The 12907-nt window shown below is 70.8% G+C and carries 9 protein-coding genes; 8 read left to right on the top strand and 1 reads right to left on the bottom strand.

The annotated features are described in order from the left end of the window. Nucleotides 1-170 precede the first annotated feature (170 nt). The 5 genes from ACZ44S_RS14240 to ftsY all read left to right on the top strand — a co-directional run bounded on the left by ACZ44S_RS14240 (nt 171) and on the right by ftsY (nt 8097). Nucleotides 171-452 carry an acylphosphatase gene (locus ACZ44S_RS14240; RefSeq protein WP_466928365.1) on the top strand — a complete coding sequence of 94 codons (282 nt, stop codon included), beginning with the start codon at nt 171-173 and terminating at the stop codon, nt 450-452. Nucleotides 453-829: 377 nt separating this feature from the next. Then, entirely contained in the window at nt 830-1033 is a 204-nt protein-coding gene (locus tag ACZ44S_RS14235; RefSeq protein WP_030824772.1) for a hypothetical protein, read from the top strand. Between the two features lie 258 nt (nt 1034-1291). Beyond that, a complete protein-coding gene (locus tag ACZ44S_RS14230) occupies nt 1292-5080 on the top strand; it encodes an AAA family ATPase (RefSeq protein ID WP_466928362.1) in 3789 nt (1262 codons plus the stop codon). 194 nt (nt 5081-5274) lie between these two features. Then, a complete protein-coding gene (locus tag ACZ44S_RS14225; RefSeq protein ID WP_466928359.1) occupies nt 5275-6693 on the top strand; it encodes a sugar porter family MFS transporter in 1419 nt (472 codons plus the stop codon). Nucleotides 6694-6894: 201 nt separating this feature from the next. Further along, nucleotides 6895-8097: a signal recognition particle-docking protein FtsY gene (gene ftsY, locus ACZ44S_RS14220; RefSeq protein WP_190165560.1), complete on the top strand. Its 1203-nt coding sequence runs from the start codon at nt 6895-6897 to the stop codon at nt 8095-8097. A gap of 158 nt (nt 8098-8255) precedes the next feature. Here ftsY and ACZ44S_RS14215 read toward each other — a convergent pair whose 3' ends face one another. Further along, a complete protein-coding gene (locus ACZ44S_RS14215) occupies nt 8256-8921 on the bottom strand; it encodes a bifunctional DNA primase/polymerase (RefSeq protein ID WP_466928356.1) in 666 nt (221 codons plus the stop codon). 446 nt (nt 8922-9367) lie between these two features. On the opposite strand from ACZ44S_RS14215, the gene nsdA reads away from it, so the two are divergent. The 3 genes from nsdA (at nt 9368) to ACZ44S_RS14200 (ending at nt 12886) form a co-directional block, all read left to right on the top strand. Next, on the top strand, nt 9368-10864 hold the full coding sequence (gene nsdA / locus ACZ44S_RS14210) for a transcriptional repressor NsdA (RefSeq protein ID WP_190165558.1): 1497 nt from the start codon (nt 9368-9370) through the stop codon (nt 10862-10864). Between the two features lie 346 nt (nt 10865-11210). Further along, complete coding sequence (locus tag ACZ44S_RS14205; RefSeq protein ID WP_466928353.1) at nt 11211-12551, top strand: ammonium transporter; 1341 nt, start codon at nt 11211-11213, stop codon at nt 12549-12551. After that, nucleotides 12548-12886 (top strand): P-II family nitrogen regulator, encoded by a 339-nt coding sequence (locus ACZ44S_RS14200; RefSeq protein ID WP_030231663.1) that lies wholly within the window; start codon nt 12548-12550, stop codon nt 12884-12886. Before ACZ44S_RS14205 ends, ACZ44S_RS14200 begins: the two co-directional genes overlap by 4 nt. Nucleotides 12887-12907: the final 21 nt, after the last annotated feature.

Genomic DNA, 12907 nt, shown 5'->3' with positions numbered 1-12907 from the left:
GCCTTCCTCGTCCTTGCGGTCGACTCGTCGTCGCGACCAGCCCGAAACTCGATGATCACAAAACTCACACCAACGAGTGAGTTTCATATGAGATTCATGGGTGGGGACGGTACCGCATGGCATCTGGGGCCGGAGTGCCCGGTGTGACTTTGTCCGGTTAGGTTTCAGCCATGAGCGAGGATGTGCGACTGGTCGCCTGGGTGCGGGGACATGTCCAAGGTGTGGGTTTCCGCTGGTTCACCCGGGCCAAGGCCCTGGAGATCGGCGGCCTGAGTGGTTTTGCTCTCAATCTGGGGGACGGCAGGGTTCAGGTGGTGGCCGAGGGCTCCCGCGACCGCTGCGAGGGGCTGCTCGACTGGCTCCAGGCCGGCGACACGCCCGGGCGCGTGGACGGAGTCACCGAGATCTGGGACACACCGAGAGGCGGCTACGACGGCTTCGCCATCCGCTGATCCTGCCCGCCGCAACGCGTCCGCGAGGCCCCTCCGGTCCGCGCCGCGAACCCCCGCCGACGAAAACGTCCTGGTGATTGCGGCGAACGGCTTGCCAGGGGGCGCGTCGGCCGCCAAGATGATCGCCACGTCCCGAGGACCCGTGAGAGTCGCGCCGCCGCCGCTTCCCGGCCGTGCGCACCCCGTTGTCCGCCAATACGGGGCGTGATCGTGTTGACCCTCAAACTTTTTGGTGAGACGCTGAAAGCCCCGCGCACCTTAGCTGTTTGGCATGGCTGAACGGCAGCACAACTCCAGGCCTGCCAAGCATCGCGGGTGCGAATCCCTCACGACCCACACCGCATCGGTCGGTCACTCATTGTGGAGGACCATCCATCATGGCAAAGGCGCTTCTCGGTTACGTCGGCGGCTCCGACCCGCGACTCCTCGCCGAGATGCGACGGCTCCAGCAGCGCGTCCAGGACCTGGAATCCGAGCTCGTCAGGATCCAGGCCGAGAAGGACGCGCTGGCGGCTGCCGCTTCTCACGACAGGATCATGGAGAGCGTTGACGCACACCAGGCGGAGCCTGCGCTCACCTGATCACTGCACCGCTCCACAAACAGCACAGCAGTGGTTGGGCCCGCCCGTCACAACCGCCAAGCAGTCAGAATTGCAAGGGACGCCACGGCGTCCCTTCTTTCTTTCCCCTCCGCGTCCTCGCCCCCGCGACCCCGCGCACGGCGCTCCTTGTCCCGCGCATCCTTTCACCGTCTTCAACGTCTGGTGTGCCCCTCGCGTTCACCCGCGAAACCGCACGTTCATGGAGTGAGACAGGCCCGGCGGGTAGAGTCCGGCGGCGTGCACCTCAAGGCCCTGACCCTCCGCGGCTTCAAGTCGTTCGCCTCCGCGACCACGCTCCGGTTCGAGCCGGGGATCACCTGCGTCGTCGGTCCGAACGGCTCGGGCAAGTCCAACGTCGTGGACGCGCTCAGCTGGGTCATGGGCGAGCAGGGCGCCAAGTCGCTGCGCGGCGGCAAGATGGAGGACGTCATCTTCGCCGGCACCACCGGCCGGCCGCCGCTGGGCCGTGCCGAGGTGTCGCTCACCATCGACAACTCCGACGGCGCCCTCCCCATCGAGTACGCCGAGGTCACCATCACGCGGATCATGTTCCGCAACGGCGGCAGCGAATACCAGATCAACGGCGACACCTGCCGTCTCCTGGACATCCAGGAACTGCTCTCCGACTCCGGCATCGGCCGCGAGATGCACGTCATCGTCGGCCAGGGCCGGCTCGACTCCGTACTGCACGCCGACCCCACGGGCCGCCGCGCCTTCATCGAGGAGGCGGCCGGTGTTCTCAAGCACCGCAAGCGCAAGGAGAAGGCGCTGCGGAAGCTGGACGCGATGCAGGCCAACCTCGCGCGCGTGCAGGACCTCACCGACGAGCTGCGCCGCCAGCTCAAGCCACTCGGCCGACAGGCGGCCGTCGCCCGCAGGGCCGCCGTCATCCAGGCCGACCTGCGTGACGCGCGGCTGCGCCTCCTCGCCGACGACCTCGTACGGCTGCGCGAGGCGCTCAAGGCCGAGATCGAAGACGAAGCCGCACTGAAGGAACGCAAGGAAGCCGCCGAACTGGAGCTGAAGAAGGCGCTCCAGCGCGAGGCCCAGCTGGAGGACGAGGTCCGCCGGCTCACCCCGCGCCTCCGGAACGCCCAGCAGACCTGGTACGAGCTCTCCCAGCTCGCCGAGCGGGTGCGCGGCACCATCTCGCTGGCCGACGCCCGTGTGAAGAGCGCCACCTCCGCGCCCCCTGAGGAGCGGCGGGGCCGGGATCCCGAGGACATGGAGCGCGAGGCCGCCCGCATCCGGGAGCAGGAGGCCGAGCTGGAGGCCGCTCTGGAGGCCGCCGAGCGCGCCCTGGAGGACACGGTCGCCCACCGCGCGGAGCTGGAACGCGAACTCGCCCAGGAGGAACGGCGCCTGAAGGACGCCGCACGGGCCATCGCCGACCGGCGCGAGGGACTCGCCCGGCTCAAGGGGCAGGTGGGCGCCGCCCGGTCCCGCGCCGCCGCGGCCCAGGCCGAGATCGAACGGCTGTCCGTCGCGCGGGACGAGGCCCGGGAGCGGGCTGCCGCCGCCCAGGAGGAGTACGAGACGCTCCAGGCCGAGGTCGACGGCCTCGACGCGGAACTCTCGGAGCGGCACGAGGAGGCCAAACGGCAGCTCGCGGAGGCGGAAGCCGCCCTCGCCGCCGCCCGCGAGGCGGTCACCGCGGCGGAACGCAAGCACGCCGCGACCCAGGCCCGTCACGAGGCCCTCGCCCTCGGCCTGCGCCGCAAGGACGGCACCGGCGCCCTGCTGGGTGCGAAGGACACCCTCACGGGGCTGCTGGGCCCGGCCGCGGAACTGCTGACGGTGACGCCCGGCTACGAGGTTCCGCTCGCGGCCGCCTTCGGCGCGGCGGCGGACGCCCTCGCCGTCACCTCCCCGGCCGCGGCGGCCGACGCCATCCGCCTCCTGCGCAAACAGGACGCAGGCCGAGCAGCCCTCCTCCTGACGGGCCCCCCGGCCGACACCCCCGCACCCGCCACCCCGGCGGAGCGCCCCGCCGCCGGCCTGCCCCACGGGCCCACCGCAACCCCCTCCAGGGGCGCGGGGAACGGCGCGCCCAGCCCTCACGCACCCGCCACCGCCACCCCCGTCGCCGAGGGGGGCCGCGCCGCATCCGATGCCGCGGGGGCAACTCCCTCCAGGGGCGCGGGGAACGGCGCGCCCAGCCCCCACGCACCCGCACCCGCACCCGCCACCCCCTCCGCGACCCCCCTCCCCGCCGAGCGCCCGACCCCCCTCCCCGCGGAGCGCCTCGTCAGTGGTCCCGCCGATCTCATGCCGGCCGTACGACGGCTGCTGCACAGCATCGTCGTCGTCGGCACCCTGGAGGACGCCGAGGAACTCGTCTACGCCCACCCCGACCTCACCGCCGTCACCGCCGAAGGCGACCTCCTCGGCGTCCACTTCGCGCACGGCGGCTCCGCAGGCGCCCCCAGCCTGCTGGAGGTGCAGGCGTCCGTGGACGAGGCCGCCGCCGAACTGGAGGAGCTGGCCGTGCGGTGCGAGGAGCTCGCCGAGGCGCAGGAAGCCGCGTCCGGCCGCCGCCGGGAGTGCGCAGCCTTCGTCGAGGAGCTCGGGGAGCGGCGCCGGGCCGCCGACCGGGAGAAGTCCTCCGTCGCCCAGCAGCTCGGCCGGCTCGCCGGACAGGCGCGCGGTGCCGCCGGGGAGGCGGAGCGGGCCGGGGCCGCGGCGGCCCGGGCGCAGGAGGCCCTCGACAAAGCGCTCGCCGACGTCGAGGAACTCGCCGAACGGCTCGAGGTCGCCGAGGAGATGCCGTTCGAGGAGGAGCCCGACACCTCCGTACGCGACCGGCTCGCCGCGGACGGCGCCAACGCCCGTCAGACCGAGATGGAGGCCCGCCTTCAGGCCCGCACGCACGAGGAACGGGTCAAGGGCCTGGCCGGACGGGCCGATTCCCTGGACCGTGCCGCCCGCGCGGAGCGCGAGGCACGCGCGCGTGCCGAACAACGCCGGGCCCGGCTGCGCCACGAGGCCGCCGTCGCCGGAGCGGTCGCCGAAGGCGCCCGCCAACTGCTCGCACACGTCGAGGTGTCCCTCGCCCGCGCCGACGAGGAGCGCACCGCCGCCGACGCCGCCAAGGCCCGCCGTGAGCAGGACCTCGCCCGTGCCCGCACCGAGGGGCGCGATCTCAAGGCGGAACTCGACAAGTTGACGGATTCGGTTCACCGAGGCGAGGTACTCGGCGCCGAGAAGCGGCTGCGGGTGGAGCAGCTGGAGACCAAGGCGCTGGAGGAACTGGGTGTCGAGCCGGCGGGGCTGGTGGCGGAGTACGGCCCGCATCAGCTGGTGCCGCCCTCGCCCCCCGCCGAGGGAGAACAGCTCCCGGAGGACCCGGAGCACCCGCGCAACAGGCCCCGCCCCTTCGTGCGGGCCGAGCAGGAGAAGCGCCTGAAGGCCGCCGAGCGCGCCTACCAGCAGCTCGGCAAGGTGAACCCGCTCGCCCTGGAGGAGTTCGCGGCGCTGGAGGAACGCCACCAGTTCCTCAGCGAGCAGCTCGAGGACCTGAAGAAGACCCGTGCGGACCTGCTCCAGGTCGTCAAGGAGGTCGACGAACGCGTCGAGCAGGTCTTCACCGAGGCCTACCGGGACACCGCCCGCGAGTTCGAGGGCGTCTTCTCGCGCCTGTTCCCCGGCGGCGAGGGCCGGCTGGTGCTGACCGATCCCGACAACATGCTCACCACGGGCGTGGACGTCGAGGCGCGTCCGCCCGGCAAGAAGGTCAAGCGGCTGTCGCTGCTCTCGGGCGGTGAGCGGTCCCTGACCGCCGTGGCGCTGCTCGTGTCGATCTTCAAGGCGCGGCCCAGCCCGTTCTATGTCATGGACGAGGTCGAGGCCGCCCTCGACGACACCAACCTCCAGCGGCTGATCCGGATCATGCAGGAGCTGCAGGAGGCCTCGCAGCTGATCGTGATCACGCACCAGAAGCGCACCATGGAGGTCGCCGACGCGCTCTACGGCGTCTCCATGCAGGGCGACGGCGTTTCCAAGGTCATCAGTCAGCGCCTGCGCTAGAGCGACACAAAACCTTCAAGTTCTGAACGCTGTGTACCTCAGCACGTCTCCGAACTCACAGACCCAGGCCTATTGACTTCAAAAGTTGAAGACATAGTCTCTGCAATGTTGTTTTTACCTTCAGGTACCTTCAGCTGGACCTCGAAGGGCTGACCCCCCATCCGGCGATGCTGCCGGTGGCCCGAGGAGTACACGTGACCAGCACCACGCAGGCACAGACATCAGGAGCCGGCACGGCTCACCCCGAACATCTCGGGCACGTCATCTTCATCGCGGCGGCCGCCGCCATGGGCGGCTTCCTCTTCGGCTACGACAGTTCCGTGATCAACGGTGCCGTCGAGGCCATCCGCGACCGCTACGACATCGGCTCCGCCGCGCTCGCACAGGTCATCGCCGTCGCCCTGATCGGCTGCGCCATCGGCGCCGCGACCGCCGGCCGCATAGCCGACCGCATAGGCCGCATCCGGTGCATGCAGATCGCCGCGGTCCTGTTCACCGTCAGCGCCGTCGGCTCCGCGCTGCCCTTCTCGCTGTACGACCTCGCCTTCTGGCGGGTCGTCGGCGGCTTCGCCATCGGCATGGCCTCCGTCATCGGCCCGGCCTACATCGCCGAGGTCGCCCCGCCCGCCTACCGCGGCCGCCTCGGCTCCTTCCAGCAGGCCGCGATCGTCGTCGGCATCGCCGTGTCGCAGCTGGTCAACTGGGGCATCCTCAACGCCGCCGACGGCGACCAGCGCGGTGAGCTCTGGGGCCTGGAGGCCTGGCAGCTCATGCTCGGCGTCATGGTCGTCCCGGCCGTCCTCTACGGCCTGCTCTCCTTCGCCATCCCCGAGTCCCCCCGCTACCTGATCTCCGTCGGCAAGCACGAGCGCGCCCGGCAGATCCTCGAAGAGGTCGAGGGCAGGGAGACCGATCTGGACGCCCGCGTCACCGAGATCGAGTCGGCGATGCACCGCGAGGAGAAGTCCAGCTTCAAGGACCTGCTCGGCGGCAGCTTCTTCTTCAAGCCGATCGTCTGGATCGGCATCGGCCTGTCGGTGTTCCAGCAGTTCGTCGGCATCAACGTCGCGTTCTACTACTCGGCGACCCTGTGGCAGTCGGTCGGCGTCGACCCGTCGGACTCGTTCTTCTACTCCTTCACCACGTCGATCATCAACATCGTCGGCACCGTCATCGCGATGATCTTCGTCGACCGCATCGGCCGCCGACCGCTCGCGATCATCGGCTCCGTCGGCATGGTGATCGGCCTCGCGCTGGAGGCCTGGGCCTTCTCCTCGGACCTCGTGGACGGCCAGCTGCCCGCCACCCAGGGCTGGGTCGCCCTGATCGCCGCGCACGTCTTCGTCCTCTTCTTCGCCCTGTCGTGGGGTGTCGTCGTCTGGGTCATGCTCGGCGAGATGTTCCCCAACCGGATCCGCGCCGCCGCCCTCGGTGTCGCCGCCGCCGCGCAGTGGATCGCCAACTGGGCCATCACCGCGAGCTTCCCCTCGCTGGCCGACTGGAACCTGTCGCTCACCTACGTGATCTACACGGTCTTCGCCGCGCTCTCGATCCCGTTCGTCCTCAAGTTCGTGAAGGAGACGAAGGGCAAGTCGCTGGAGGAGATGGGCTGACCCGCGGCCCGCGAAGCCCGGGGAGAAGGGCTCAAGTCCCCGCTGTCCCTCTCCCCGCAACCCCCCACCCGCCGCCCCGGCCCGGTCCGTCCGAGCCGGGGCGGCGGCATGTCGGCCCCCGGGGCGGCGCGCGGCACGCACCGACCGGCGCGGGTCACGGTCGGGGCGACCGGGGTACCCATGGCCGATACTGGACGCGTTATGGACATCGTCATCCTTGCTGTAGTCATCGCCGTGGTCGTGCTCGGCGCGCTCGGCGGGCTCATCGTCGGCAGCCGGCGCAAGAAGCCGCTGCCCCCGCCGCCGCCCGCCGCGCCCGACATCACCGCCCCTCCGGCCGAGCCGCACGTCGGCGAAGAGGCCGAGACGCCGCGGGAGGAACCGCGGCGCACCATCGAGGAGGTTGATCTTCCGGCGGGCGCCGGTCCCGTCGTCATCGAGGAACCGCCCGCCGCCGAGGCTCCCGAGATCGAGATCCCGGAGCCCACCGCCGGCCGGCTGGTCCGGCTGCGCGCCCGTCTCTCCCGTTCGCAGAACGCCCTGGGCAAGGGACTGCTCACCCTGCTGTCCCGCGAGCACCTCGACGAGGACACCTGGGAGGAGATCGAGGACACCCTGCTCACCGCGGACGTGGGTGTGCAGCCCACCCAGGAACTCGTCGAGCGGCTGCGCGAGCGCGTGAAGGTGCTCGGCACCCGCACCCCCGAGGAACTGCGCGGACTGCTCCGCGAGGAGCTGGTCACCCTGGTCGGTCCCGACATGGACCGCACCGTGCACACCGAGAACGAGGCCGGCGGCCCCGGCATCGTGATGGTCGTGGGTGTCAACGGCACCGGGAAGACCACCACCACCGGCAAGCTCGCCCGCGTCCTGGTCGCCGACGGCAACACCGTCGTCCTCGGTGCCGCCGACACCTTCCGTGCCGCCGCCGCCGACCAGCTCCAGACCTGGGCCGAGCGGGTGGGCGCCCACACCGTCCGCGGCCCCGAGGGCGGCGACCCGGCCTCCGTCGCGTTCGACGCGGTCAAGGAGGGCAAGGACATGGCGGCCGACGCCGTGCTCATCGACACCGCCGGCCGGCTGCACACCAAGACCGGGCTCATGGACGAGCTCGGCAAGGTCAAGCGCGTCGTGGAGAAGCAGGCCCCGCTGGACGAGGTGCTGCTCGTGCTCGACGCCACCACCGGTCAGAACGGCCTGGTGCAGGCCCGGGTCTTCGCCGAGGTCGTGGACATCACCGGCATCGTGCTCACCAAGCTGGACGGCACGGCCAAGGGCGGCATCGTGATCGCCGTGCAGCGTGAGCTGGGCGTGCCGGTCAAGCTGATCGGGCTCGGCGAGGGCGCGGACGATCTGGCGCCGTTCGAGCCGGAGGCGTTCGTGGACGCGCTCATCGGGGAGTGACGTCCCCCTTCAACGGTCCGCAGACGCGAGGAAGCGCCCGGCCCACCCGGTACGTCCGGGGGACGGGCGCTTCGCCGTGTCCAGAGGCGTGTTGGTGCGGGGCGGGGGGTGTTCGCGCAACCCGGACGACTGCCCGCGGATCGAGGCAGGCAGGGCGGTCATGCAGCCGAGCGGTGGGCCACGTAGGCCAGGGTGCCCAGCAGCAGGCGGGCCTCCGGGGGTCGGGACGCCGAGTCCAGGGCGGGGGAGCGCAGCCAGCGCACGGGGCCGAGCCCGCCCCGGTCGGACGGCGGCGCCGTGATGTACGCACCGGGGCCGAGGCCGCGCACGTCCAGGGCGGCCGGGTCGTCCCAGCCCATGCGGTAGAGCAGATCGGGCAGGGCGACGGCGGCACCCGGGGCCACGAAGAAGTGCGCGCGGCCGTCCGGGGTGGCGGCGACCGGGCCGACCGGCAGGCCCATGCGCTCCAGCCGGGCCAGGGCGTGACGCCCGGCCGGCTCGGCGACCTCGATCACGTCGAACGCCCGCCCCACCGGCAGCATCAGCGAGGCGCCCGGATACCCGGACCAGACCGCGGTGACCTCGTCCAGGGGCGCCCCGGCACGGATCACCGGCGCGTGGCCGAGCGGATGGGCGCCCGGTGCCCGGCAGTCCACGCGTCCGCAGGAGCAGATGCCTGCGGCGGCCCGGACACCCGGCACCACGTCCCAGCCCCACAGCCCGGTGTACTCCGCCACGACGGTGCCGTCCGACGAGCGGCTCCGGCGACGCGAAACGGACCGGATGTCGCGAATACCCCGACTGATACCGATCGTGAAGCCCATGCCCCCTCCAACGGGTCCGCCGTATCGGTGGTTACGTAGCGGACGCAGAATGTGACGCTCTGTTTCCGACTTCCCCGCGCCGTGTCGCCCAAGCGGCGCCTCGAAGTGCCGAGGGTGGTGCGCCGGGCGATGTGCGCCCCTGCGTGCATCGCTGCACCCACTCTTGGCTGTCCTGTGTCAAGTGAATCGTGGGTCGGCGACCGTGAGTTCATTCGAAGGGGTGGCGAATGGTGGCGATTGCGGTTCCGCCATGGTGAGACGGGTGATCGTAGGGTTACTTTGTGTGCACGGCTTCTTGGGGCACATGCACTCGTGGGTATGCCGGAGGCAACTCGGCTTCCCGTTCGAAGGGTGGCAACCGCCGGACGGGCGGCCCCGACAACCGGCATTCTGATAGGGCTTGGCGCACTCAGCGACAAGTGGTCTTCAGGGATGGGGGCGTTCCAGTGAGCGGCAACGGCGATGGCGGGGCGAACACGGCGAGTCCGGAGAAGCGTCCGAACGAGCTTCTCGCCTCGTGGTTCGTCCGCAGCGGCTGGTCCAAGGGCGAGCTCGCCCGACAGGTCAACCGCAGAGCCCGCCAGTTGGGCGCCAACCACATCTCCACCGACACCTCACGCGTGCGCCGCTGGCTCGACGGGGAGAACCCGCGCGAGCCGATCCCCAGAATCCTCTCCGAGCTGTTCTCCGAACGCTTCGGCGTCGTCGTCTCCGTCGAGGACCTGGGCCTGCGCACCACTCGCCCGGCACCCTCCGCGACCGGCGTCGACCTGCCCTGGACGGGCCCGCAGACCGTGGCCCTGATCAGCGAGTTCTCGCGCAGCGACCTGATGCTGGCGCGGCGCGGCTTCCTCGGGAGCTCGCTCGCCCTCTCCGCGGGCCCGTCCCTCATCGAGCCCATGCAGCGCTGGCTCGTCCCCACACCGCCCGCCCCGCTGCCCCGGACCGAACCCGATCCCGTTCCCTCCTCCGCCCGCGCCCGCGGCCGGCTGTCCAGGCCCGAGCTGGACCTGCTGGAGACCACCACCGTCATGTTCCGGCAGTGGGACGCCCAGTGCGGCGGCGGACTGCGCCGCAAGGCGGTCGTCGGCCAGCTGCACGAGGTGACCGACCTGCTCCAGGAACCCCAGCCCGAGGCCACCACCCGACGGCTGTTCAAGGTCGCCGCCGAACTCGCCGAACTGGCCGGCTGGATGTCGTACGACGTCGGGCTCCAGCCCACCGCCCAGAAGTACTTCGTGCTCGCGCTGCACGCCGCCAAGGAGGCCGGCGACCGGCCGCTCGGCTCCTACGTGCTGTCCAGCATGAGCCGCCAGATGATCCACCTCGGCCGGCCCGAGGACGCCCTGGAGCTGATCCACCTCGCGCAGTACGGCAGCCGCGACTGCGCGAGCCCGCGCACCCAGTCGATGCTGTATGCGATGGAGGCCCGCGCCTACGCCAACATGGGCCAGCCCGGCCGGTGCAAGCGGGCCGTGCGGATGGCCGAGGACACCTTCGCCGAGGCCGACGAGTGGGACGAGCCCGACGCCGACTGGATCCGCTTCTTCTCCGAGGCCGAGCTCTATGCCGAGAACTCCCACTCCTTCCGCGACCTCGCCTACGTCGCAGGCCGCAGCCCCACCTACGCCTCGCTCGCCGAGCCGCTGATGAAGCGGGCCGTGGAACTGTTCGCCCAGGAGGGCGGCGAGCACCAGCGTTCCTACGCCCTCAACCTGATCGGCATGGCCACCGTCCATCTCCTCCAGCGCGAGCCCGAGCAGAGCACGGTTCTCGCCACCGAGGCCATCAAGGCGGCCAAGAAGGTCCGTTCCGAGCGCGTCAACACTCGTATCCGAAAGACGGTCGACACCGCCGTGCGCGACTTCGGGGACCTCGCCGAAGTCGTCGAACTCACCGAGCGGCTCGCGATCGAGCTCCCCGAGACGGCCGAGGCGGTCTGACCCCCGAGGAACCACCGTGCCCCGGCCGCGGCCGGCCCTCCCGAACTGCCCGACTCGGCTCCCCCATGCCAGTCATTCGGAAGGCCGGTCGCGGCCGGCTTTTCCTCTCCCCGGCCACGGCTCCCGGCCGAACACCGAAGGTTGCGCCACGATAACGATCGGCGCGCCCCGGATCCGGCAGTTCATCGACCCGTAACACGCCGGGTGTCTTCGTCACGGCGGCGAAACAACGAGGGGCTTCCACCGAAACGGCGCTGCGCCAATCTCATGGCGCATAACCGGCCCACCCCTCAATCCGCTCAAGGCTTCGCCCGCACGGGGCCGTACCAACGACGAGGAGACGCCGATGGCATCAGCCATCACCCTGGCCGCAGACGCGCCCACGCTGTCCGCCGCCAACACAGGGTTCATGCTCATCTGTTCCGCCCTGGTGATGCTCATGACCCCGGGCCTGGCCTTCTTCTACGGAGGCATGGTCCGCGTCAAGAGCACCCTGAACATGCTGATGATGAGCTTCATCAGCCTCGGCATCGTCACCGTCCTGTGGGTGCTGTACGGCTTCTCCATGGCGTTCGGCACCGACTCCGGCAGCCTCATCGGCTGGAACTCCGACTGGGTCGGCCTCAGCAACATCGGCCTCACCGAACTGTGGGACGGCTACACCATCCCCGTGTTCGTCTTCCTGGTCTTCCAGCTGATGTTCGCCGTCCTCACCCCCGCGCTGATCAGCGGTGCCCTCGCGGACCGCGTGAAGTTCACCGCATGGGCGCTGTTCGTCGCCCTGTGGGTCACCGTCGTCTACTTCCCGGTCGCCCACTGGGTCTGGGGATCCGGCGGCTGGGCCTTCGAGCTCGGCGTCATCGACTTCGCCGGCGGCACGGCCGTCCACATCAACGCCGGTGCCGCCGCGCTCGGCGTGATCCTGGTGATCGGCAAGCGCATCGGCTTCAAGAAGGACCCGATGCGCCCGCACAGCCTCCCCCTGGTCATGCTCGGCGCGGGGCTGCTGTGGTTCGGCTGGTTCGGTTTCAACGCCGGCTCGTGGCTCGGCAACGACGACGGCGTGGGCGCGCTCATGTTCGTCAACACCCAGGTCGCCACCGGCGCAGCGGTCCTCGGCTGGCTCGCCTACGAGAAGATCCGCCACGGTGCCTTCACCACCCTGGGTGCCGCCTCCGGTGCCGTCTCCGGCCTGGTCGCCATCACCCCGGCCGGCGGCGCGGTCTCCCCGCTCGGCGCCATCGCGGTCGGCCTCATCGCCGGTGTGCTGTGCGCCATGGCCGTCGGCCTGAAGTACAAGCTCGGCTACGACGACTCCCTCGACGTCGTCGGCGTCCACCTCGTCGGCGGCATCATCGGCTCCCTGCTCATCGGCTTCTTCGCCACCGGCAAGGGCCAGTCCGACGTCGAGGGCCTCTTCTACGGCGGCGGCCTGGACCAGTTCTGGAAGCAGTGCGCCGGCGTCTTCGGTGTCCTCGCCTACTCCCTGGTCGTCTCCGCGATCCTCGCCTTCCTCCTCGACAAGACCATCGGTATGCGAGTCTCCGAGGACGACGAGGTGGCCGGCATCGACCAGGCCGAGCACGCCGAGACCGCATACGACTTCAGCGGCGCCGGCGGCGGCGCGGCCCGCACCGCAGTCACCGCCCCCGTCGCCCCGGCCGAGAGCAAGAAGGTGGACGCATGAAGCTCATCACCGCCGTCGTGAAGCCGCACCGGCTCGACGAGATCAAGGAGGCCCTGCAGGCCTTCGGAGTGCACGGTCTGACGGTCACCGAGGCCAGCGGCTACGGCCGCCAGCGCGGCCACACCGAGGTCTACCGCGGTGCCGAGTACACCGTCGACCTGGTGCCCAAGATCCGCATCGAGGTGCTGGTCGAGGACGACGACGCCGAGCAGCTGATCGACGTCGTGGTCAAGGCGGCCCGCACCGGCAAGATCGGTGACGGCAAGGTCTGGTCGATCCCGGTCGAGACGGCCGTACGGGTGCGGACCGGCGAGCGCGGCCCGGACGCGCTCTGACAGCAGACGGACGGAACAGGA

It is taken from the genome of Streptomyces malachitofuscus, from assembly GCF_055571035.1.
This window is presented reverse-complemented; position numbering and strand designations above follow the sequence as displayed.

Coding starts and splice junctions, on each gene's coding strand:
- ACZ44S_RS14240 (WP_466928365.1), top strand. CDS start 171: ATGAGCGAGGATGTGCGACTGGTCGCCTGGGTGCGGGGACATGTCCAA.
- ACZ44S_RS14235 (WP_030824772.1), top strand. CDS start 830: ATGGCAAAGGCGCTTCTCGGTTACGTCGGCGGCTCCGACCCGCGACTC.
- ftsY (WP_190165560.1), top strand. CDS start 6,895: ATGGACATCGTCATCCTTGCTGTAGTCATCGCCGTGGTCGTGCTCGGC.
- ACZ44S_RS14215 (WP_466928356.1), bottom strand. CDS start 8,921: ATGGGCTTCACGATCGGTATCAGTCGGGGTATTCGCGACATCCGGTCC.
- ACZ44S_RS14205 (WP_466928353.1), top strand. CDS start 11,211: ATGGCATCAGCCATCACCCTGGCCGCAGACGCGCCCACGCTGTCCGCC.
- ACZ44S_RS14200 (WP_030231663.1), top strand. CDS start 12,548: ATGAAGCTCATCACCGCCGTCGTGAAGCCGCACCGGCTCGACGAGATC.